A 20,577-nucleotide genomic window follows, 5' to 3' on the forward strand; every position below is an offset into this window, starting at 1 on the left:
CAGCGCCTCAATGGGCGTTGCGTTCACCATGAAGGCCCTGGTCATTGTCATCATGGGCGGAGTCGGCAATGTCCTGGGCTGCCTGCTTGCCGGCATGCTGCTGGGCATTGTTGAAACCCTGGTGTCGCGGTTTATCGATCCGGGCCTGACCATGGCGGCCACTTTCACCATCTTTCTGCTTGTGTTGCTTCTGCGCCCACAAGGCATTTTCGGGAGGGCTACCCGATGAAGCAATCCGCGCTTTCCCCTGGCTTTATCCTGGTTGCCATCGCCTTGGCAATCGTGGCGGCGCTGCCATTTTTCTTTCAAAGCGCCTACTTCATCTCTTATTCGATCAACGTCCTTCAGTACGGCGTCCTGGCTACTGCCTGGACGCTCTTCTCCGGGCCCACGCGGTATATCTCGCTGGCCACTACCGCTTTCTTTGGCATCGGCGCCTACACGGTGGCGGTTCTGTCCGAAACCCTGCCCTGGTTTGCCGTACTTGGGGTGGCCGGCCTCATCGGCATCGTTCTGGCACTAGTCGTGGGCCTGTCCACCTTGCGACTGTCCGGCGTGCACTTTGTCATATTCACGTTTGGCCTGGCAGAGCTCATTCGTCAGCTGGTTACCTGGTATGAAGTCAATATCACACGCGTCATTGGCCGATATATTTTCCTGGATATCACCCAGGAACAAATCTATTGGCAACTGGTGGCCTTACTGGCTCTAGTTCTTCTGACTGCCTGGATCATCCAGCGCTCACGACTTGGCCTGGCGCTTCGGGTCATTGGCGAAGATGAACTCGTGGCCCGCCACCTGGGCATGAATACCACCAAGGCAAAGGTTTCGCTGTTTGTCATCAGCGCCACCTTCATGACCCTGGTCGGTGCCATCATGTCGCCACGCTGGACATACATTGATCCGGGTATCGTGTTCAATCCCACCGTGTCCTTTCAGGTGCTCATCATGGCGTTGCTGGGGGGTGTCGGCCATATCCTGGGCCCGCTTGCCGGTGTCATTCCCCTGACGGCGCTCTTCGAAGTACTGTCGGCCAAGTTTCCAAACCACTTCTCTATCTTGCTTGGTGCGGCTTTCCTCATCATCGTCTACCTTGTGCCAAACGGCATTGCCGACGTCCTGCGCAAGGGTGTGCGTCCGCGACGGCGCAAACCATCGACAAAGGCTGCGACATGACCTTGCTAACCATAGAAAACCTGCGAAAGTCGTTTGGCGGCCTGAAGGCAGTGGATGGACTCAGCTTTAGCGTCCAGCAAGGTGAGGTCCTGGGCCTGCTTGGTCCAAACGGGTCCGGCAAGACCACTGCCATGAACCTGGTGTCGGGCGCATTAAAGGCCGATTCAGGTAGCGTCCGCCTGGGGTCCCACGAACTGGTCGGCCTGCCTTCGTACAAAATCGCCCGACTGGGCGTGGCCCGCACCTTCCAGCTCGTCCGTGTATTGGGAGGCATGACCTGCAGTGAAAATGTACAGGCCGGCATGGCCTTTCGGGCCGAACCCTCGTTTGGCAGCGACGCTGCTCGCGAGGCCTTGCAGCTGCTTGAGCTGGTCGGCCTGCGCCACGCTGCCGATATCCCGGCCGGTGACATGACCTACATCGACCAGAAACGTCTTGAACTGGCTCGCGCCTTGGCCCTCCAGCCAAAGCTCTTACTTCTGGACGAATGGCTGGCGGGGCTCAATCCCACCGAACTCCAAGTTGGCATAGAACTCATCCGGCAATTGCGTGCCCAAGGTCTTACCGTGATTCTCATCGAGCATGTCATGGACGCCGTCCGTTCACTTTGCGACCGTTGTGTCGTGATGTTTGCAGGCGCCAAGCTTGCCGAAGGCGAGACCTCGCAAGTTCTTTCCCAAGAAGAAGTCATTACCGCTTACCTTGGAGCCCCCCATGCTTGAAGTCAAACAGTTGTCGGTCCGATACGGCAAGCATCTGGCGCTGGATAACGTCGCCTTGCGAGTTGAACAAAAAGAGATCGTCGTCATGCTGGGTGCCAATGGCGCCGGCAAATCTTCCATGTTGCGAGCCCTTGGCGGCATGTTGCGGCCTCAAGCCGGCGCCTCCGCGACGCTCGAGGGCACCGACCTGTTCAGTCTGGCGCCGCATCATCTTGTCGAGCATGGCCTGGCGGTCGTGCCCGAAGGTCGCGGCGTCTTTGTTGAGCTAACTGTGCGCGACAATCTCAAGCTCGGAGCGCTGAACAAGCGCGCACGCGCCACCGAAACCCAGAACCTGGCGCGGGTCATCGAATTGTTTCCCCGTCTTGGCGAACGGCTTGACCAGCGTGTGGGCACCATGAGTGGCGGTGAACAGCAAATGGTCGCAGTGGGACGTGCGATTATGTCGGCCCCCAAGATCCTGCTGCTCGACGAACCGTCCCTGGGGCTTTCACCCTTGATGTGTCAGGAACTGTTCCGGGCGATCGAACGCATACGCGAGCTTGGAGTCGGAGTGCTGATGGTAGAACAGAACGCCAACCTGAGCCTGGCGATTTCAGACCGCGGATACCTTATAGAAACCGGACGCATTGTGGGCGAAGGCAGCGCCTCCCAGTTGCGCGACGACCCGGCGGTCCAGCGCGCCTACCTGGGGTCGCAGCATTAGGGGTCAGCCAGCTTCAACAGGCCAGTAGCCTGCCCCGCTGAATGTTAATCTAGGCCGTTCTCCAATTTTGCGTCTCTCTGATATGGCCGACGAAGCCTCTTTGCATCTGATCGAAACCCAGGTTCAGACCGAAACCGTATACGACGGCAACTTCCTCGAGGTGCGCCGCGACGTAGTTCGCCTGCCCAATGGCAGAAGCAGCCAACGCGAGTATGTAGTTCACCCTGGAGCCGTTGTCGTCATTCCGCTATTGGACGACGGACGCGTATTGATGGAGCGACAATACCGCTACCCGGTAGGCATGATCATGACGGAATTTCCTGCAGGCAAGCTCGACCCGGGCGAAGACCCTTTCGACTGCGCGCGCCGAGAACTTCTGGAAGAAACCGGCTATACCGCAAGCCAATGGGCCTACGCCGGCCACCTTCATCTGGCCATTGCCTATTCAACCGAAATCATTCACATATTTTTTGCAAAAGGCCTGATCCAGGGTCGACAGCAGCTGGATAGTGACGAATTTCTCGACGTCATCACCCTGCCGGTTGAAGAGCTTGTGCAGCAATGTCGCGAAGGCCAGGTAACCGATGCGAAGACTCTCACCTGTACGCTGTGGCTGCAAAATGTCCTGTCAGGAGCCTGGCAAGTCGATTGGCGCGATGTAAACGCATGAAACCAAATTAAGCCGGCACACACCCCTTCGGCAAAGTGCGTTACTCTGTCAAGACATTGGTCAGCTCTTGCGCTTTCCACACTCCATCAACGATTTCAGGAGCAAACTAACATGGCTCAAGCCTCAGCCCGTCACATCCTTGTCAGTACCGAAGAAAAAGCCAACGAGCTCAAGACCGCCATCCAGAACGGCGCAGACTTCGGCGAGGTTGCCAAGGAAAATTCCAGCTGCCCCTCCAGCCGCGACGGCGGCAACCTGGGCACCTTCGGTCGTGGCCAGATGGTCCCCGAATTTGATCAAGTGGTATTCAGTGCTCCGGTCGGTGAAGTACAGGGTCCGGTCAAGACTCAGTTCGGTTATCACCTGGTCGAAGTCACCAGTCGTCAAGACTAATTCGAACCATGGTTCGCAAAAAAAAGCGCCATCGGCGCTTTTTTTGTATCTGGCGCAACTCGACGAACGCCGAGCCACACCACTCAATCTATCTCGCGTATGTCGCGCACTTCGGACTTATTGATGCGAGTTTCGTTACCATCGCGCTCGTAAGTGATGAAATCCTTGTCATCGTCCACGTCGGGACGGTCGCTGGTAACGATGGTCTGACCATCGCGCGTCGTCATTTCATGCGGCGACGAGCATGCAGCAAGCATGCCTGCAAGAGAGACAGAAGCGGCGAGCAAAAAATATCTGTTCATGGCGGTGATCTCCTGTTTGGTTTTGCCATAAACGATTCAGCAAGAGCCTTGCCCACAACTGTTAGCAGAAGTCAGTTCTGAAACAGGGAAATTGACCTGACGTGCGCTCAGGAGATTGTGCCGGCCAGCCTGACCAGCGGATCCTGCCGATAATAGGTAGACAAAAGGGCGTACCAGTCGGGCATGGCTTCGGCCAAAGGCTGTGGTTGAACGAAGAAAGCTTCCGAACTGACAGCAAAAAATTCGGCGTGATCCGTCGCGGCGTAGGGATCCAGAGGTAGTGCGTCGTACCAGGGTGCCGCTTCTTCCGATTCAGGATCAACATGATCGGGAATCGTCGCCTCAACCCGCTCAAGCGCCAGGTTGAAGCCCTCAAACGATTCTTCCAGAACCTGGCGCCAGTGCGCCGGCCTGATGTGGGGATGCGCACCCAAACTCGGCATGCCATCGGCATCATCGGCGTACAGGTCGAGCTTGTGCGCAAACTCATGAATAACCACGTTCACACCTTCGCTATCCTTGCGCGACAAGTCATCCCACGACAAAATTACCGGGCCACCTTCCCAGGCTTCGCCGGATGCCTCCATCATGTATTCGTGCACGACCCCCGCTTCATCCTGCTCGCTACGCGGAATCAGAAAACCACCGGGGTAAACAATGATCTGTGTCCACCCCTCGTACAGGCGGGTGTCCAGATTCAAGATTGGAAGCGAGGCCTGAATGGCGATGGACATCATCATGTCATTGTCGACCTCGAGTCCGCCGGCACCACTGAACGACTTGCTTGCCAAAAGCCAGGCGGTTCGTGCTCGCAATGCTGCATCTTCGTCGACCGACAAGCCGGCAAGAAACGGCAGCGCCTGTACTGCACGGCGCCAGTCTTGGGGATCGATGCCGGCCAGTGTGCGCTCGACCTCACGCTTGCGCGCGCCCCGGCCCGCCAGCCATCTGAACATGACAATACCAACTGAATGATCGCGATGGTGATACTAACATAGGGGTTGCGGCACATTGCCGTTGTCTAAAATGGCCCGCTTACCGTCAATATTAAAAGGAGTCGTGACTATGGACCCGGAATTCTGGCTGGGACGTTGGCAAGAGGGGCGAACCAATTTTCATCAGGATCAGGTCATGCCCCTGCTCCGCAGGCACTGGGCCGACTTGCAGATCCCGACCGGTTCACAAGTACTGGTACCCCTATGCGGCAAATCGCTGGACATGGCCTGGCTGGCCGCTCAAGGCTATCGCGTATTGGGGGTGGAGCTGTCTCCGCTGGCGGTTCAGCAGTTCTTCGATGAGCACAACCTTACCCCGCTGACACATGACTCCAGTCAGGGACGTCACTATGTGGCCGGCGATATCGAGATCATCTGTGGGGATATCTTCAACGTGACTGCGCAAACCCTGTCCAATTGCCGCGGGGTATACGATCGGGCCGCACTCATCGCACTTCCCGAGTCGATGCGAGCTGACTATGTCGATCACGTATACAACCAGCTGCCTGAGGGCTGCAAAGGTCTGCTGATTACCTTGGACTACCCGCAAGAACAAATGAGTGGGCCGCCGTTCTCGGTGCCCGACGCCGAGATACAGGCCCTGTTCAAGGACCGTACCCAGGCACGTGAAGTGGAGCGGCTGGACATTCTGCAGGATGAAGAAAAATTCAAGGCCAATGGTGTTTCCAGCCTGGACACGGTCGTCTATCAGCTGTACACCGGCCAGTGAATCTGAATTGCCGCCGACAGTGCACGCCGCGAACGATGAGGACAAGCCGTCTGATCGTGCTGGCATGTCTCTGGGCGTCGGCACACAGCGTGGCGGCATCAGCAGCCAACGAGGCCGTCACGCTAGCCCCTGTCGAAGTCTCCGCCGGGCTTGTGAACAGTCCGATTTTCAGTACGCCTGCGTCGATCGACCTGATAGAGGGCGAACAACTTCGCAATGCATCGATGCAGGTCGACCTTTCAGAGCGTCTCGAACACGTGCCGGGACTGCTTATACGCAATCGTCATAACTACGCGCAAGACCTGCAGTTGTCGATTCGGGGTTTCGGGGCCCGCTCCACTTTCGGCGTGCGGGGTGTGCGGCTATACGTCGACGGCATACCGGCGACGATGCCCGACGGCCAGGGACAGACTTCGAATATCGACATTGCTTCGGTCGACCACATTGAAGTACTTCGGGGACCCTTTTCGGCGCTGTATGGCAATTCGTCTGGTGGCGTCGTTCAGGTATTCACCCGCCCTGGCGATGCACCAGCTTCACTTGGCGCCACATTTACCGCCGGCAGCGAAAATCAGCGAAAACTCGGGATAGTTGCGGATGGCGCCACTGCCGACGAGTCGTTTCGCTATCTTCTTAGCGTAAACCGCTACCAGACTGACGGCTACCGCACTCAAAGCGCCGCACGCAAGGACACCAGCAATGCTCGCCTGGATTTCCAGGTGAATGACCGCCATTCGCTGAGAATCGTGGCGAACTGGGTCGACCTGCGGGCTGACGACCCACAGGGGCTGACCTACGACGAAGCGATGAGCGCCCCTCGCCAAGCCGCTCCAAACGCGCTGGCCTACGACACGCGCAAGTCCGTTCGACAGACACAAGCCGGCATCGTACAGAAATTCCTCCCCAACCCCGACAACGAGCTGCGCTTGAGCGCCTATTTTGGCAAACGAAAGACCCTGCAGTTCCTGGGCATTCCAAGACAAGCTCAGCTGCCACCGGGTCATTCGGGCGGGGTCGTGGACCTGACTCGCGACTACTCCGGCGTGGACATGCGCTGGACCACCCGTCTTCGATTGTCGGGGCGCCCGTTTACCCTGGCCGCCGGACTCGCCTTCGATACGCTTGTCGAAAACCGACAGGGATATGAAAACTTCGTGGGTGAAGAGTTGGGCGTCAAGGGCGCAAAGCGGCGCGACGAAGTCAACAAGCTGCGCAGTACTGATCCGTATTTACAGGCATCGTGGGAATTGACCGAGCGATGGTTGCTGGAGGCGGGTGCCCGACATAGCGACATACGATTCCGCTCTGTGGACCATTACATAGCTGCCGGCAATGGCGACGACGGCGGCAGCGTCCGCTATCGCAAGCTGCTCCCGGTCGGCGCCATACAGTTTCGTGCCACCGAGAACATCAACCTCTACCTGACCGCAGGCAAAGGCTTCGAGACACCGACCTTCAATGAAATTTCGTATCGACCCGATGCCACACCTGGGCTCAACCTGGAACTAGCTCCCTCTACCAGTACCAGTATCGAGACCGGCGCCAAGGTACGCCTCGAAAACAGCATGCTTGCCGCCGCCGTGTTTCAGACCCGCAGTGACAATGAAATTGTGGCGGCCCGTTCCCAGGACGGCAGGAGCAGCTACCGAAACGCCGGACGCAGCCGAAGAACCGGTTTCGAGCTGGGCTGGTCAGGTAGCTGGAAGCAGCGCGGAAAATGGATGCTCTCGTATACCTGGCTGGATGCACGATACACGGACGACCTTGCTGCCGACTTCCCCGGAGGCGACGTCATACAGTCGGGCAATCGCATCCCGGGAGTCGCCAGGCAGAATGCCTACGCGTCGATAAGCTGGGAGCCGCCGACCGGATGGCGGGCCGGCCTGGAAAGTCGTGTTGTCGGACGGGTCATGGCCAATGACGCGAACTCTGCGGCGGCGGCAGGGTATTTCACCGCCTCTATTTTTGCCGGTCATGTCTGGAAGGTGGACACATGGAAAATTGAGCTGTTCGCCCGCGTGGACAACCTGCTTGACCGTCGCTACATGGGCTCGCTGATAGTCAACGCGGGGCAAGGTCGATATTTTGAGCCCGCGCCGGGTCGCAACTGGACGGCAGGCGTGGGCATCACTCACGGGTTCTAACGCCTGCAGCTCTGTACTCAACCATCCCCCCTCATTTACCATGGCGGCTAGGCCAACACTCACCCCCGGAGAAATGCATGATCATCGGTTCACAAGACGATGTGACCAAAGCAGTACTGGAAGAGGTTGCACGCGCATCCGACCCACGGTTCAAGGAATTGTTATCGGCCGCCGTCCGCCATTTGCACGACTTTGCCCGGGAAACCAGGCTGACCGAAGCCGAATTCCACAAGATCTGTGGCTATATTGCCAAGCTGGGGCAACTTACGACGCCTTCACATAACGAGGTGGTGCTGGTAGCCGGCTCTCTGGGCCTTTCATCTCTGGTATGCCTTCTCAATAATGGCGATCAGGGGCAAACCGAAACTACTGCCAACCTCATGGGCCCGTTCTGGCGTATGAATTCGCCTTCGGTAGAGAACGGAGGCTCGATCTTGCGGTCGGAAACCGCCGGCGAGCCAGTATTTGTGGACGCCTGGGTGCGCGATCGCGACGGCAAACCCGTTGCAGGTGCCGAAGTCGACGTCTGGCAGGCCTCCGGCGAGGGCTTTTACGAAAACCAGGACCCCACGCAGGCTGATATGAATTTGCGGGGCAAGTTCACCACCGATGACCAAGGCCACATCTGGTTTCGTACCATCAAGCCACAAGGCTATCCCATACCTGTTTCAGGTGTGGCAGGCGAACTGCTTCGCGCACAGGGCCGACACAATATGCGCCCTGCGCACATTCACTTCATGATTTACAAGCCCGGCTACAAGACCCAGTTTTCTCAGGTGTATTCCTCGGACGACCCGCATCTTGAAACCGATGTTCAGTTTGGTGTAACCCGCGCTCTGGTCGCAGATTACGAGTGCCACACCGAACCGGCGCCAGACCCTGCCGTAACAGGTACCTGGTACTCGCTGGAGCGGCACTTCATTATTGAGCCGGGGGATGCCATGCTTCCAAACCCGCCCATTACGGGCAAGGCGTCAGGCGAGCGCCCCGTGCGGACGGTGCTGGCACGCTCGTAACCACCACATCTGGATGTTTCGGGCGGAAGATCACATTCAGTCCAACTGCAGTCGGACCGGAAAACGCCGTGCGCGTCGACTTAAGCGCGCACGGGGCATTACGGCGCTTAAAAATGATACGTGTAAGAGGCTTCGATCAAATCAAGCCCGGGGTTGGGGGTTTTGATGCTGGCGTTCGAGACATGGGTATAACGCAAGCCGAAGCGATGCACCTTGTTCACGACAAAACCACCGCCAATATGCGAGGTGAACTGAAACCGTGTGCTCAGCTCCCTACCTGCAAAGCTGGCGCGGCTAAGCAGCGATGGGCCAACACCCAGTTCCAGATAATACGTGTTGCCCGGCCACCAGCGAAGCATGGGTATCGCGGCGATCTGCCACATGGTGTCAGGATCGCGGTCGGCCTTCCAGTAGGCAGCGCCAAGCTCGACAGTCAGGTCGACGCGGCTGTCATTGCCAAAGGCGTGGCTCCAAAGGGGCGCGGTCTCGTAGGCCAGACCGTAGCGCTCGTAACTCGAGTGGTAGCCGTACTGCAGGGAAAACCCCTGACCGGGCGCTGCGGTGGAGTAATTCTGGTTTAGCGTTGTTTGTGCCTGGGCCTGCGGCAGGGCTGACAGGCACACCGACAATGCGGCCGAAAGGAGGCCTGCCCGCCCCATTAGGGTGCGTAGTGACTTCGTATCGTTGTTGCTCATTACTGTGTTCCTGAGATTCGGATGGCAGAGCATAGCAAAGTTTGTGCCGTCGCAAGACGGTCACCAGCACACCATCATTCAAGCGGCCTGTTTAGAAGGCATCTACCTCCCATTCGTACTCCACGGCAACCTGCCCAAGCACCTTCAGTCGCTCGAGCGGCTCCATGCCAAGGGCTTCGAGCAGCCGCTGATTGAATCCTTCGAGCGTCGCCTTTGCCCGATCGGCGAATTCGGGGTCAACGGCCTGATCCTCGTACTTGATGACGTAAGTCTGGGCGGCCACGCCGACAACAAAATACAGGCCCGCGTTCTCGGGGTCGGATTTCATGAGTTCGAACGCCTCTTTATAAAAGAGCTTGAACGAATCACTACCGGACTCAGAACGTGCGAAGCGTTCGGTAATTTCTTTGAACGTCATGAGATGCAGACTCCATCAGAACTAACGGGACAAATGGGCAAATATGCGCCCATATCCCAAATAATAAACCTCTTGATCGCCTGCTGCCTGGCACGAGCGATCAAGTCTCTGCAAGCAATTGCCTTAGCCGGCGAGCACCCGATTTTCCGCGGTGGGCCTGGCGCCATAACCGGGAGATCAGGTTTTCATACATACGAAGGGCTTGCGATGACTCTGTGACGGTGGCAATGCCATTGCGAACATTGGGAAGTTCGCCCAGACGGAAAGGACTGACTGCAACCGCCTTCTTGCGCCCCATGGTGAAAGCCTGAAAGGTCGAGGCGGGCATGGTCTCGTCTACCAAACCGATCTGAACGTGCAAGGGCTCGCTTTCCATCAGTTCGGCCATATGCTCCACCTCGGCGCGCGCCGCCTTCTGCCGCGCCTTGCGTGTTCTGGCGGGCAGATCCATCCGCCCTACCAGACCCACATGCAGGAAACGTTCAAGCTCGCGCAACCCTACCAGACTGATAAGGTGGGGCTTGCGTTGCTCGAAAGTGGCCTTGCGCTCGGCGATGAGGCGGATCAGCTCATCTACTTCCTTTTCCTTGAGAACGGGGCCGGCATCGCCGGGAGATGCCTCGAGCAACATCAGGCGCATATGCTCAAGATAGTTGTCAGTCGTAAGCAACAGCGATACCGGCTCGAAATGCGCAAAAATCCGATCCGACTTCTGCTCAAGCTGCCTCATGCGCTCGAACAGCCCGATGGCATTCGAGTAATACTCGATTTCAACACCAAGCAAGGAAGCCAGCGAAGTGTCGAGCATATGCGCCACCCGCTCGAGCATCTCGATCTTTACGATTTCGCCCTTTTCCATGCGATAGACGACGGCTCGCGACACCTCGAGCTTCCGGGCGACCTCGTCTGCCTGCATGCCGGCGCCCAACCGATACGCGCGCAGCCGGTTGCCCAGCGAAACATAATCGATGGAAGACTTGAACGGACGACGGGAACTCATGGGGAAATATCGTGATAGCTGGCACGACCGCCACGATCGCGCGACCAGGCGGTGGGATCGCGTAAAAACTCGGCCAGCTCATCGATGACCTCAGGCGAGAAATCGTTGCGCTCGGACGCCACCTGCCAGATGTCGTGCCAGGTGGCCAGGGCATGAACCCTGACGCCCAGCGGATCCAGCAGTTCTTCCGTGGGGAAGGTAGCGTAATCGAAGACTATGAATAAATCTTCAACATGCGCGCCACCCGCGGCCAACGCCTGACAAAACCGCAACTTGGATTGTCCGCCAGCCATCATGTCGTCAACCAGCAGCACCTTGGAACCCGGTTCAAGCACACCTTCGATCTGGCTTTGGCCGGCCGGCTTCTTGCGAACATACTGCAGCGGAAGGTCGAGCGCGTCGGCCAGCCAGGCGGCCAGTGCAATACCGCTGGCCTCTCCGCCCACCACAGACTGTACATTGTCCAACGCGCCGGCGGCTGACAACACGGCCTGCGCGCGCCGGATCAGGTCGCGACGCAACGCAGGAAACGAGATCAGCCGTCGACAATCGATATAGACCGGACTGGCCCACCCCGAAGGAAGCCGAAACGGCTCATCCGTACGGGCGGTAACGCAGCCGGCGTCGAGCAAGGCAGCCGCAACAGTCCTGGAGTCTGAATCGGACGTGTGCTTGAGGGTCACGGTTTCTCCTTGATCATGCGACTTTCCGGTTTTTTAGCTGACCGCGTCACCATCGTCGGGCTGATGAGGCTTGGCCCGGTTGACGATTTCGTACACGCGGGGCTGGGTCAGAACTTCGTGACGCAGCGCGTCATCGAGTTCTTCTTCCGTCATGAGTTGACGACTGAGGATGACCTCTCGCACTGTGGTTCCGTTGGCATAGGCTTCGGCCGCCACAGCGGTGGCGGCCTCGTACCCGATAAAGGGATTGAGCGCGGTTACCAGTGAAATCGAGCGATCGAGGTTCTCTTTGAGCCGGTCGGGATTAGCGGTAATTCCACGTACGCAACGGTCGGCCAGCGTAAGGCAGCCGCTGGTGAGATGCTTGAAGCTACGGAACAGCGCGTTGGCAATAATGGGCTCGAATGCGTTGAGCTGAAGCTGTCCTGCTTCGGCAGCCATGGTTATGGTCAGGTCGTTGCCGATTACTTCGAAAGCGATCTGGTTGACGACTTCGGGAATGACGGGATTGACCTTGCCCGGCATGATGGAAGACCCTGCCTGCATGGCCGGCAGATTGATTTCGCCAAAGCCGGCACGCGGACCGCTGGAAAGCAATCGTAGATCGTTGCAAATTTTCGATAGCTTTACGGCGATCCGCTTAAGAATGCCAGACAGTTGAACGAATCCGCCGCAATCTTGAGTGGCTTCAATAAGATTGGGCGCGGTATGCAGCGACAGGCCCGTGATGCGATTCAGGGATGCCAGCGCCTTGGCGGCATAATCAGGGTGGGCCGTGATGCCGGTGCCTATCGCGGTCGCCCCGAGGTTGATTTCGCTGATGAGCCGTTTGGCCTCATCCAGACGAATGATGTCTTCTTCGATCATCAAGGCGTATGTAGAGAACTCCTGGCCCAGGGTCATGGGCACGGCGTCCTGCAACTGGGTGCGCCCGATCTTCAACAAGGGCGAAAACTCAACCGCCTTTGCGTCAAACGTTTCTCGCAAATGACGCATGGCCGCAAGCATGCCGTCCATAAAGAACAAAGTGGCAATACGCAATGCGGTCGGGTAGACGTCATTGGTACTTTGCGCCATGTTGACGTCTTCGTTCGGGTGCAGATATTTGTACTGCCCACGTTCGTAGCCCAGGATTTCGAGTGCCCGGTTGCAGATGACCTCGTTGGCATTCATGTTGGTCGAGGTACCTGCCCCACCCTGAATGACATCCACCACGAACTGCTCATGCAGTGCGCCCTGGCGGATTTCGGTACATGCCGCCTTGATTGCCTCGGATTTCTTGGTCGCGAGCAGGCCCAGTTGGGCATTGGCTTCGGCTGCAGCCTGCTTTACCGAAGCAAGCGCCACCACCAGTTCCGGAAAGACCGACACCGGCGTTCCCGAAATCTGAAAATTCTCACACGCGCGCAGCGTATGAACCCCGTAATAGGCATCGACAGGTACTTCGCGCTCGCCTAGCAGGTCGCGCTCGATGCGAAATGCACTCATAATTACAAAAGCCCTCAGGTAAATAGGTAAAGGGCGTCCGACAAGACCTGGACGCCCAACATGAAATCTTCGATATCCATCGCTTCGTGAGGGTTGTGGGAACCGTTCTGGTTACGCACGAACAGCATGCCACTGGGTATGCCGATATTGGCAAACAGCGACGCGTCGTGCCCCGCGCCACTGGGAATTACTTCGTAGGGCGCGCCGCAATTTTCACTGGCTTTGGACAAAATTTCGCAAATTTGAGGGTCCATAGTAGCCGGTTCGCTGAATACTCGTCGATCAAATTCGAACTTCACGCCTCTTTCTTTGCTGATCGCCGCACTTTCTGCACGCATCAGTTGGTAAAAGGCTTCGAGCGTGTCAGTGCTTTTGCTGCGAACCTCAAAGCTGAAAGTGACACGGCCGGGAATTCGTGAAATCGAATGTTCGGCAGGATCGGTCTGCACCACACCTACGGTGACCACCAGATCGGTGCCTCGCTCCAGCAGAACACGCCAGTGTTCGTCCAGACGCATGATCAGATCTGAAACAGCAAACATGGCATCGTGCCGCAACCAGCGTGGTACCACCCCGGAATGCTGCGCGTCACCCAGACACTCAATGCGATTGTGGCGAATATTACCGCGAATTCCAGACACAACGGCAACGGGAAGTTCGCGGGCAACCATCACGGGCCCCTGCTCGATATGCAGTTCAAGATATGCCCGGATGCTGTTGAGGTCTGTCAGGACAGTCTGCTCGCGGATGGCCGGTACGTCGGCGCCTGCTCTTTCCATATACTGGGCCAGGGTTTCACCGGTACTTCGGTGCGTAAGGTCGAGATCAGCCTGGCTCAGCTTGCCCAACAGCGCACTGGAACCCATGTACGCCTTGCCGAACCAGGCACTTTCTTCGCCCCGAAACGCGGCAACACGCAAGGGAGGAGCCTGTTTATCGCCATTTCGCTGTCTGGCGACGAGGCATAAAAGACCAGCCACAATTCCTGCGAGACCGTCGTAATTGCCGCCTTGAGGAACGGAGTCCATGTGCGAACCCACCCAGATTGCCGGCTCGTCCGCCGGGATATCCCGCAAGCTGAACATGATGTTCGCGGCGCGATCCACCTCGACCACCAGACCCTCGGATTCTGCCAGCTTCGTCAGGTAGTCGCCGGCAGCCGATTCTCCGGAGCCGTAACTTTCGCGGGTGACCCCGACTCCGTCAAAAGACATCTCGCGGATGTCGTCAAAAATTTTCTCCGCCAGATCGCGGAACTGCATCATGTCCATGACGTCCTCTGACAGGATTATCCCGACTGCTGCGCAAAGCGCAGCCAGCGGTCGGTCAACTGTCGATCGAGTTTGACTTGACCCGTCAGATCGCCGATGGCTTCGACGCCCATTTCTTCGCAATAGGCATGAAGGCCATCGATAATCTTTTGCATGATGCCTGGATCAATAAACGATGCCGTACCCACCTGCACTGCAGAAGCACCGGCAAGCATGAATTCGACGACATCTTCGGCACAACGGATACCACCACATCCAATAATGGGAATGTGCACACTGCGATAGCATTGATGCACCATGCGGACCGCTACGGGCTTGATGGCAGGGCCCGACAAGCCGCCCATGACATTGCCAAGACTGGGCTTGCGGGTGCGCACATCGATTGACATGCCCAGAATCGTGTTGCCCATGACAATGCCGTCGGCGCCGGCCTCTTCAGCGGCCTTGGCAACCACCGCGACGTTGGACGCATTGGGGGTCAGCTTTGCCCAGAACGGATGATTGGTATTACGGCGAATGGCGCTTACCGCCTTGTAGGTAGTGTCGGGATCCATAGCGAAAGCCATGCCGTCTGCCTCGAGATTCGGGCATGAAATATTCGCTTCGATGACAGCCACTTCCGGCAGCGACATTTCGGCGACCGCCTGGGCGAACTCATCGACAGTGTCAGCCGAAATTGACACCACCACAGGCGTGTCGTAGCGTGTATATGGCGGCAGGACTTCACGACGATAATAATCGAGCCCCTTGCTGGGGATGCCGATGGAATTGAGCATGCCACCCGTCGTTTCGGATACGCGTGGCGTGGGATTGCCGGCGCGTGTCTTGGGTGACACACTTTTTATGACCAGCGCGCCCAGATTATTGAAGTCAAGGGCTTCGGCATATTCGATTGCGAAGCACCCCGAAGCCGGCATGACCGGATTGCGAAGAGACAGGTCACCGACCCTGACGTTGAGGTTAGCCAAATTCCACCTCCCCCACGACATCGCGGATGGAAAATACGGGCCCTTCACGGCATACCCGCAGAAACTGCTTGTCACCCCCGGCGGTATCAAACAGACGCACGCATGACAGGCAGACCCCCATGCCACACGCCATTCTTTGTTCCATTGCCACCTGGCCGATGAGCTCGGGATGATCGGCCAATATCCGCTGGAGCAACATCAGCAGCCGGTGCGATCCGCAGGTGTACACGGCGTCATGATGACGCGCTGCGAGTTCCTTGCGGATAAGTGCTTCCACAGCTTCGACCCCGGATGTGCCATCGCTGTCGTACACGCAATGAACATCGGCCGCGACACCCCTCAGGAATTCGTCGCGCATCAGGTCTTTGGGCTCTCGCGCGGACATGACTGCGGTGATGGCTATTTGATGCGCGGCCGCCTTCTGAACCAGCGGCGCCATGGTTGCCAGGCCTACACCCCGGGCCACAACCAGAATACGCTTGAAGCTCTCCTCAAGCCGGAAGGTGTTGCCAAGCGGCCCGACGATATCCATGCTAGCACCAACGGGCAGGACAGACACCGCACGCGTTCCCAGACCGGTCACGTTATAAAGAAACTCCAGCTCATCGGGCGCGGGCCCCATGCCATACACGCTCATGGGCCTTAGCAGGAAAGGTTGCATGTCGTCGCTAATCGGGCATCGCAACTGATAAAACTGCCCCGCTCGCGTAACCGAACCCAGCGCGGATGGTGCGCGCAAGCGCAAATACTTGTAGCGGTCGTTGACCCAGCGATGCTCGATGACCTCGCAGCGGTGCGAGGCAACGCTATCCGCGTTTCGCTGAAAGCCTTCTTCGTGCGTCATTGCGCCCCCTGTGCATACGGGTGACCGCCACGGTCACCCAGTGAATCCTGACACTCATTCAAGCTCGACACCCTTGAGCTCCGGAATCAGGAAGATCGTCGCCAGCATGTCCAGAACGTAGATGGACGCCAACAGGGCGATGGCCACGTGGAAAGAATAGGTCATGGCAAGCGCGCCAATCACTACCGGACCAAAGCCGCCAATACCGCGACCGATGTTGAACAGCACATTCTGGGCCGTGGCGCGTGCGGAGGTGGGATAGGCTTCGGAAATCAGGGCGCCGTAGCCGCCCAACATGCCATTGACGAACATACCCATGACGGCTCCCGCCCACAGCATGGTGGCCGGATCGGTGAGTTGCGAGTAGTACAGAACCATGACCACCGCACCCGCCTGAAACAGCAGAAAGCTTGGCTTGCGCCCGATGCGATCAGCAAGCTGGCCAAACACCCAGATACCGATGGCCATGCCCAGAATGGTGACGGACGTCCACATGGCGGATTTCGTCAGGCTGAAACCCAGTTCGGTAGACAGATAGCTGGGCATCCAGATCATGATGCCGAAGTACCCGAAATTCTGCACCCCGCACAGAATGATGATGCCAATGCTGACTTTCGTGGTGGCACGGTCTTTGACCAGCAACTTGAACGACCGGCCCAAGGCGCCTTTTTCTTTGGCCTTGCGAACGAACACTTCTGGTTCGTGCAAACGGTTTCGAATGTACCAGGCAATAAACGCCGGAATAATGCCGACGAGGAACATGCCACGCCAGCCGATGTGAGGCAGCAGCAAGGGAGTCAGAAGCGCCGCACCCAAAACCCCCGCCTGCCAGCCCAGCGCCACATACGACGACACACGAGCCCGATGCTTGGCGGGCCACGCTTCGGCTGCCAGTGCCATGCCGATCCCGAATTCACCACCCAGGCCTAGTCCGGCAATGGTGCGATAGATGAGCAGATCCCAGTACCCCTGGGCAAACGCACACAAGCCGGTAAACACGGCGAAAAGAACAATGGTCCAGGTCAATACCCGGACTCGTCCGTAGTAATCGCTGAGGGTTCCGAAGATAATGCCGCCGGCCACTGCTCCCACAAGCGTCCAGGTCACCAGCGACCCCGCCTGGCTGGGACTCAACAGCAAATCCGATGAAATGGCTGCCAGCATGAAACCCAGGATCAGCAGGTCGAATCCATCCATGGCATAGCCTACAGCCGAGCCTGCCAGGGCTTTCCACCCGTATTTGGTGACTTTGTCTTTGTCGACGGTGACGTTCGCCGTTGAGGTCTGAGCTTGCACAGTACAACTCCTATGAGTGTTTTTAACCAGGGAAGCAACGCCTGACCGTGACCGCCCCATGTATAAATTTCGATATTAGTCTAATTTTTTAGATTTTTACATCAAAAAAAAGCAGGGTTTATCCCCGGTAAATCCCCGCCTGAACCGCAGTGACACTTATTCAGAATCAGCCGAAAAGCGCGATGGCCTTAGTGATGACGGCATATACGATAGCCAGAAAACCAACCCCCAAAAGCACGAGCCCGACGTTTCTGTCGCGCAGCCCGAACCCGATAAATGTTGCAATGACGCCTAAAACGACAAGCAACAGCAAGGTGGTGTTGTGGAAGAACATGGTAAAGCTCCGAAGCTGATTCTGATTTTGATACGAATCGTAGTGTTTTCCGCGACACCGTGCATTGATATTTCTCAATCGGCGAAAATCTCTACCACCAGATCCTTGAACCATTGAATTGCCGGATCGGATTCGAACCGCTTGCTCCAGTGCAATGACACCGTGAAGTCACGCAGGGGAAACTCGGGCTCGATAATGACGTAAGGCCCGCCCTGGATAAATGTACGGGCAATATTGCGGGGCATGACCACGCCAAGGTCAGTGGCCCTGACAATTGAAGGCAATATGGTGAAGTGCTCGGTAGTCAGCCGCAGCCGGTCTTCAAGGCCGAGCAAATGCAGAATACGCAATGTGTCGCGATGCGTACGCACGGCGACGAATTCAAGCTTGCGCAGGTCTGCAATCCCGATGTGGTCGCGCCCCTTCAGGAACGGATTGCCACTGCGCAGTAAAACTATGTAGCGGTCGTCCAGCAACTTGACATGTCGCGTGTCACGCACCTGCGGCAGAAAGCCAAATGCAAAATCAAGGGTCGCATTATCCAGGGCAGCGGTGATCTCGGCTGGAGCCATGGGGCGAGTATCCACCCGCACACCGGGCGCCCTTTCCCGCAAAGCCACCAGCAGGTCCGGCAGAAAACGCCCCTCCCCGATATCGCTCATGTGAATATGAAACACGCGTCGCGACACGGCAGGATCGAACGAGGCCGCTTCAGACAAGGCATGTTCCAGGTCGTTCAGCGCTTTCGCCACGACAACAGCAAGCCGATCCGCTCGCGGCGTGGGCCGCACGCCGGATGAGTGGCGTACGAACAAGGGGTCGTCCAGCGCCGCGCGCAGACGCGCAAGTCCTTGACTGGCTGCCGGCTGACTCATGTCAAGGGATTCGGCTGCGCGACTGATGTTGCGTCTGCGGTAAATGGCATCGAACAGGCGCAACAGGTTCAGGTCAATGGACTTGATATTCATTTATCTAATATCCCTTATTATTTTTATATTATTGGATTATGACCGACACAGCCACATAATCAATCGGTAGCCGAGGTGCAATCCACCTTTTCCTGCCACCCTTGATTAGGAAAGTGTCATGTCAGGTCCATCCGCCCTACCTGCCGAACCTGGCCAATGCAGTCCACCGGCCACTGTGCGCGATGCCGTCATCCAGCTGTTGCGGTCTCTGAAGATGACCACAATCTTTGGCAACCCCGGCTCTACCGAACTGGCGCTGTTCGTTAATTTCCCCGACGATTTCAGTTACCAGCTGGGCTTGCAGGAAGCGGTTGTGGTGGGCATGGCGGACGGCTATGCCCAAGCCACTCGCCGGGCGGCGTTCGTGAACCTGCATTCGGCCGCGGGTGTGGGTAACGCCATGGGCGCCATCTTTACTGCCTACAAGAATGCCACGCCACTGGTCATTACCGCCGGCCAGCAAGCGCGCGCGATATTGCCTTACGACCCCTTCCTGTCGTCGGCTGACGCCACGCTTCTTCCCATGCCCTATGTCAAGTACAGCGTTGAGCCGGCCCGAGCCGAAGACGTTCCACAAGCCATTGCGCGCGCGTACTACATGGCCATGCAGGAACCCTGCGGTCCGGTCATGGTGTCGATTCCTGCCGACGACTGGAACCGGCCATGCGAAGGCATGGCTGGCGTCCGTACAGTCAGCACCACAAGCCTCCCGCAGCCCGATGTACTGGCTCAGGTCGTCGAACTGCTCGATTCGGCTGAACGGCCCGCGTTTGTCGTGGGCACCGGAGTCGATCGCAGTGACGCCTGGGATGAAACCGTGCAGCTGGCCGAACAGCACAACGCCCGCGTCTGGATTGCGCCGATGTCGGCACGTTGCGGCTTTCCAGGAGACCACCCCCTCTTCGCCGGCTATCTGGCCGCCGAGCGCGAAAAAATCGTGGGCGCACTAGGAGGCCATGACGCCATCCTGGTTATTGGTGCGCCGGCTTTTACCTACCATGTTGAAGGCGCGGGGCCCCATCTTCCGCCGGGCGCCGACCTGGCTCAGATCACGGACGACCCCTCCATCGCCGCCTGGGCACCCGTGGGTACGGCCATGGTTTGCGGCATCAAGGCCGGAGTCGCGGCCTTGTTACAGGCCTCCACACCTCCCCAGCGACCCTCTCCACCGCGACGGGATAAAGCACCGCGTGCGCAGCCGGACCAACCAATGCCGGTTGCGTACTTGCTTCAGACTTTGGACGAAGTGCGCGACCCCGGCACTGTCATCGTCGAAGAGTCGCCCAGCGCCCGGCCTGTCATGCACCGTTACATGCCCATATACCGCAAGGAAACCTTCTACACCATGGCAAGCGGCGGTCTGGGCTTCGGGTTGGCGGCTGCGGTGGGGGTGGCGTTGGGCAAGCCCGGCCAGCGTATCATCGGTCTGGTGGGCGATGGCTCGAGCATGTATTCAATACAGGCGCTATGGAACGCAGTTCAGCTGCAGCTTCCCATCACGTTCATCATCATCAACAACCAACGCTACGCAGCACTGCAAGAATTTGCCCACACCTTCGGCTTCAAGCCGGGCGACACCCTGCAGGGGTCCGAACTGCCCGGACTGGATTTCGTGACACTGGCAAGCGGGTATGGCTGCCCTGCCGTGCGGGTCGAAGATCCCGCCCAACTGGCCCCCACCCTGAAACAGGCACTGCAATCCGAGGGGCCAATACTGGTCGAAGTTCGAGTCGCATGATTCATCCCGGATTAACTGGC

22 protein-coding genes and 1 pseudogene are annotated in these 20,577 nt (G+C 57.8%); 10 read left to right on the forward strand and 13 right to left on the reverse strand.

Features of this window, described 5'->3' with window-relative positions; translation table 11 throughout:
- The 6 genes and pseudogenes from Q1J88_RS00615 to Q1J88_RS00640 all read left to right on the forward strand — a co-directional run.
- Nucleotides 1-229: pseudogene (locus Q1J88_RS00615) on the forward strand (branched-chain amino acid ABC transporter permease); the annotation flags it as partial.
- Nucleotides 226-1,176 carry a branched-chain amino acid ABC transporter permease gene (locus Q1J88_RS00620; protein ID WP_301115459.1) on the forward strand — a complete coding sequence of 317 codons (951 nt, stop codon included), beginning with the start codon at nt 226-228 and terminating at the stop codon, nt 1,174-1,176. The pseudogene Q1J88_RS00615 and the gene Q1J88_RS00620, both read left to right, overlap by 4 nt.
- The gene (locus Q1J88_RS00625; RefSeq protein ID WP_301115460.1) at nt 1,173-1,898 is read left to right on the forward strand and encodes an ABC transporter ATP-binding protein; all 726 of its coding nucleotides are present in this window, start codon (nt 1,173-1,175) and stop codon (nt 1,896-1,898) included. The genes Q1J88_RS00620 and Q1J88_RS00625 overlap by 4 nt, the downstream gene beginning before the upstream one ends.
- Nucleotides 1,891-2,604 carry an ABC transporter ATP-binding protein gene (locus Q1J88_RS00630; protein ID WP_301115461.1) on the forward strand — a complete coding sequence of 238 codons (714 nt, stop codon included), beginning with the start codon at nt 1,891-1,893 and terminating at the stop codon, nt 2,602-2,604. Before Q1J88_RS00625 ends, Q1J88_RS00630 begins: the two co-directional genes overlap by 8 nt.
- Nucleotides 2,605-2,686: 82 nt before the next feature.
- Nucleotides 2,687-3,274: an NUDIX hydrolase gene (locus Q1J88_RS00635; protein WP_301115579.1), complete on the forward strand. Its 588-nt coding sequence runs from the start codon at nt 2,687-2,689 to the stop codon at nt 3,272-3,274.
- 45 nt (nt 3,275-3,319) lie between these two features.
- Nucleotides 3,320-3,667 (forward strand): peptidylprolyl isomerase, encoded by a 348-nt coding sequence (locus Q1J88_RS00640; protein WP_301115580.1) that lies wholly within the window; start codon nt 3,320-3,322, stop codon nt 3,665-3,667.
- An 83-nt stretch (nt 3,668-3,750) separates the two neighbouring features.
- Here the strand turns inward: Q1J88_RS00640 and Q1J88_RS00645 are convergent, their stop codons facing one another.
- Together Q1J88_RS00645 and Q1J88_RS00650 are read right to left on the reverse strand one after the other, a co-directional pair.
- Entirely contained in the window at nt 3,751-3,969 is a 219-nt protein-coding gene (locus tag Q1J88_RS00645; RefSeq protein ID WP_301115462.1) for a YgdI/YgdR family lipoprotein, read from the reverse strand.
- Nucleotides 3,970-4,076: 107 nt separating this feature from the next.
- Nucleotides 4,077-4,925 (reverse strand): M90 family metallopeptidase, encoded by an 849-nt coding sequence (locus tag Q1J88_RS00650; protein WP_301115463.1) that lies wholly within the window; start codon nt 4,923-4,925, stop codon nt 4,077-4,079.
- Nucleotides 4,926-5,034: 109 nt separating this feature from the next.
- Here Q1J88_RS00650 and Q1J88_RS00655 point away from each other — a divergent pair, with 109 nt between their 5' ends.
- From Q1J88_RS00655 to Q1J88_RS00665, 3 genes are all read left to right on the forward strand, one after another.
- The gene (locus tag Q1J88_RS00655) at nt 5,035-5,694 is read left to right on the forward strand and encodes a thiopurine S-methyltransferase (protein WP_301115464.1); all 660 of its coding nucleotides are present in this window, start codon (nt 5,035-5,037) and stop codon (nt 5,692-5,694) included.
- Nucleotides 5,695-5,729: 35 nt separating this feature from the next.
- On the forward strand, nt 5,730-7,838 hold the full coding sequence (locus Q1J88_RS00660) for a TonB-dependent receptor (protein ID WP_301115465.1): 2,109 nt from the start codon (nt 5,730-5,732) through the stop codon (nt 7,836-7,838).
- A 77-nt stretch (nt 7,839-7,915) separates the two neighbouring features.
- Nucleotides 7,916-8,854, forward strand: coding sequence for a dioxygenase (locus Q1J88_RS00665; protein ID WP_301115466.1), 939 nt, complete (start codon nt 7,916-7,918; stop codon nt 8,852-8,854).
- A gap of 107 nt (nt 8,855-8,961) precedes the next feature.
- Here the strand turns inward: Q1J88_RS00665 and Q1J88_RS00670 are convergent, their stop codons facing one another.
- The 11 genes from Q1J88_RS00670 to Q1J88_RS00720 form a co-directional block, all read right to left on the reverse strand.
- The gene (locus Q1J88_RS00670; protein ID WP_301115467.1) at nt 8,962-9,549 is read right to left on the reverse strand and encodes an acyloxyacyl hydrolase; all 588 of its coding nucleotides are present in this window, start codon (nt 9,547-9,549) and stop codon (nt 8,962-8,964) included.
- Nucleotides 9,550-9,640: 91 nt separating this feature from the next.
- The gene (locus Q1J88_RS00675) at nt 9,641-9,967 is read right to left on the reverse strand and encodes a hypothetical protein (protein WP_301115468.1); all 327 of its coding nucleotides are present in this window, start codon (nt 9,965-9,967) and stop codon (nt 9,641-9,643) included.
- A 100-nt stretch (nt 9,968-10,067) separates the two neighbouring features.
- Nucleotides 10,068-10,967 carry a helix-turn-helix transcriptional regulator gene (locus Q1J88_RS00680; protein WP_301115469.1) on the reverse strand — a complete coding sequence of 300 codons (900 nt, stop codon included), beginning with the start codon at nt 10,965-10,967 and terminating at the stop codon, nt 10,068-10,070.
- A complete protein-coding gene (locus tag Q1J88_RS00685) occupies nt 10,964-11,650 on the reverse strand; it encodes a phosphoribosyltransferase family protein (protein WP_301115470.1) in 687 nt (228 codons plus the stop codon). The genes Q1J88_RS00680 and Q1J88_RS00685 overlap by 4 nt, the downstream gene beginning before the upstream one ends.
- Nucleotides 11,651-11,683: 33 nt before the next feature.
- Entirely contained in the window at nt 11,684-13,138 is a 1,455-nt protein-coding gene (locus tag Q1J88_RS00690; RefSeq protein WP_301115471.1) for an aspartate ammonia-lyase, read from the reverse strand.
- Between the two features lie 14 nt (nt 13,139-13,152).
- Nucleotides 13,153-14,409, reverse strand: a complete 1,257-nt coding sequence (locus tag Q1J88_RS00695; RefSeq protein WP_301115472.1) for an allantoate amidohydrolase — start codon at nt 14,407-14,409, stop codon at nt 13,153-13,155.
- Between the two features lie 17 nt (nt 14,410-14,426).
- The gene (locus Q1J88_RS00700; protein ID WP_301115473.1) at nt 14,427-15,377 is read right to left on the reverse strand and encodes a dihydroorotate dehydrogenase; all 951 of its coding nucleotides are present in this window, start codon (nt 15,375-15,377) and stop codon (nt 14,427-14,429) included.
- Nucleotides 15,370-16,221: a dihydroorotate dehydrogenase electron transfer subunit gene (locus tag Q1J88_RS00705; RefSeq protein WP_301115474.1), complete on the reverse strand. Its 852-nt coding sequence runs from the start codon at nt 16,219-16,221 to the stop codon at nt 15,370-15,372. Before Q1J88_RS00705 ends, Q1J88_RS00700 begins: the two co-directional genes overlap by 8 nt.
- 54 nt (nt 16,222-16,275) lie before the next feature.
- Complete coding sequence (locus Q1J88_RS00710) at nt 16,276-17,418, reverse strand: MFS transporter (protein WP_324216208.1); 1,143 nt, start codon at nt 17,416-17,418, stop codon at nt 16,276-16,278.
- A 265-nt stretch (nt 17,419-17,683) separates the two neighbouring features.
- Entirely contained in the window at nt 17,684-17,851 is a 168-nt protein-coding gene (locus Q1J88_RS00715) for a hypothetical protein (RefSeq protein ID WP_301115476.1), read from the reverse strand.
- Between the two features lie 74 nt (nt 17,852-17,925).
- On the reverse strand, nt 17,926-18,819 hold the full coding sequence (locus Q1J88_RS00720) for a LysR family transcriptional regulator (RefSeq protein ID WP_301115477.1): 894 nt from the start codon (nt 18,817-18,819) through the stop codon (nt 17,926-17,928).
- Between the two features lie 118 nt (nt 18,820-18,937).
- Here Q1J88_RS00720 and mdlC point away from each other — a divergent pair, with 118 nt between their 5' ends.
- Nucleotides 18,938-20,557 carry a benzoylformate decarboxylase gene (mdlC, locus tag Q1J88_RS00725; protein ID WP_301115478.1) on the forward strand — a complete coding sequence of 540 codons (1,620 nt, stop codon included), beginning with the start codon at nt 18,938-18,940 and terminating at the stop codon, nt 20,555-20,557.
- Nucleotides 20,558-20,577 lie beyond the last annotated feature (20 nt).

The sequence above is a fragment of the Pusillimonas sp. genome, from assembly GCF_029263785.1.
Classification (GTDB): Bacteria; Pseudomonadota; Gammaproteobacteria; order Burkholderiales; family Burkholderiaceae_B; genus Pusillimonas.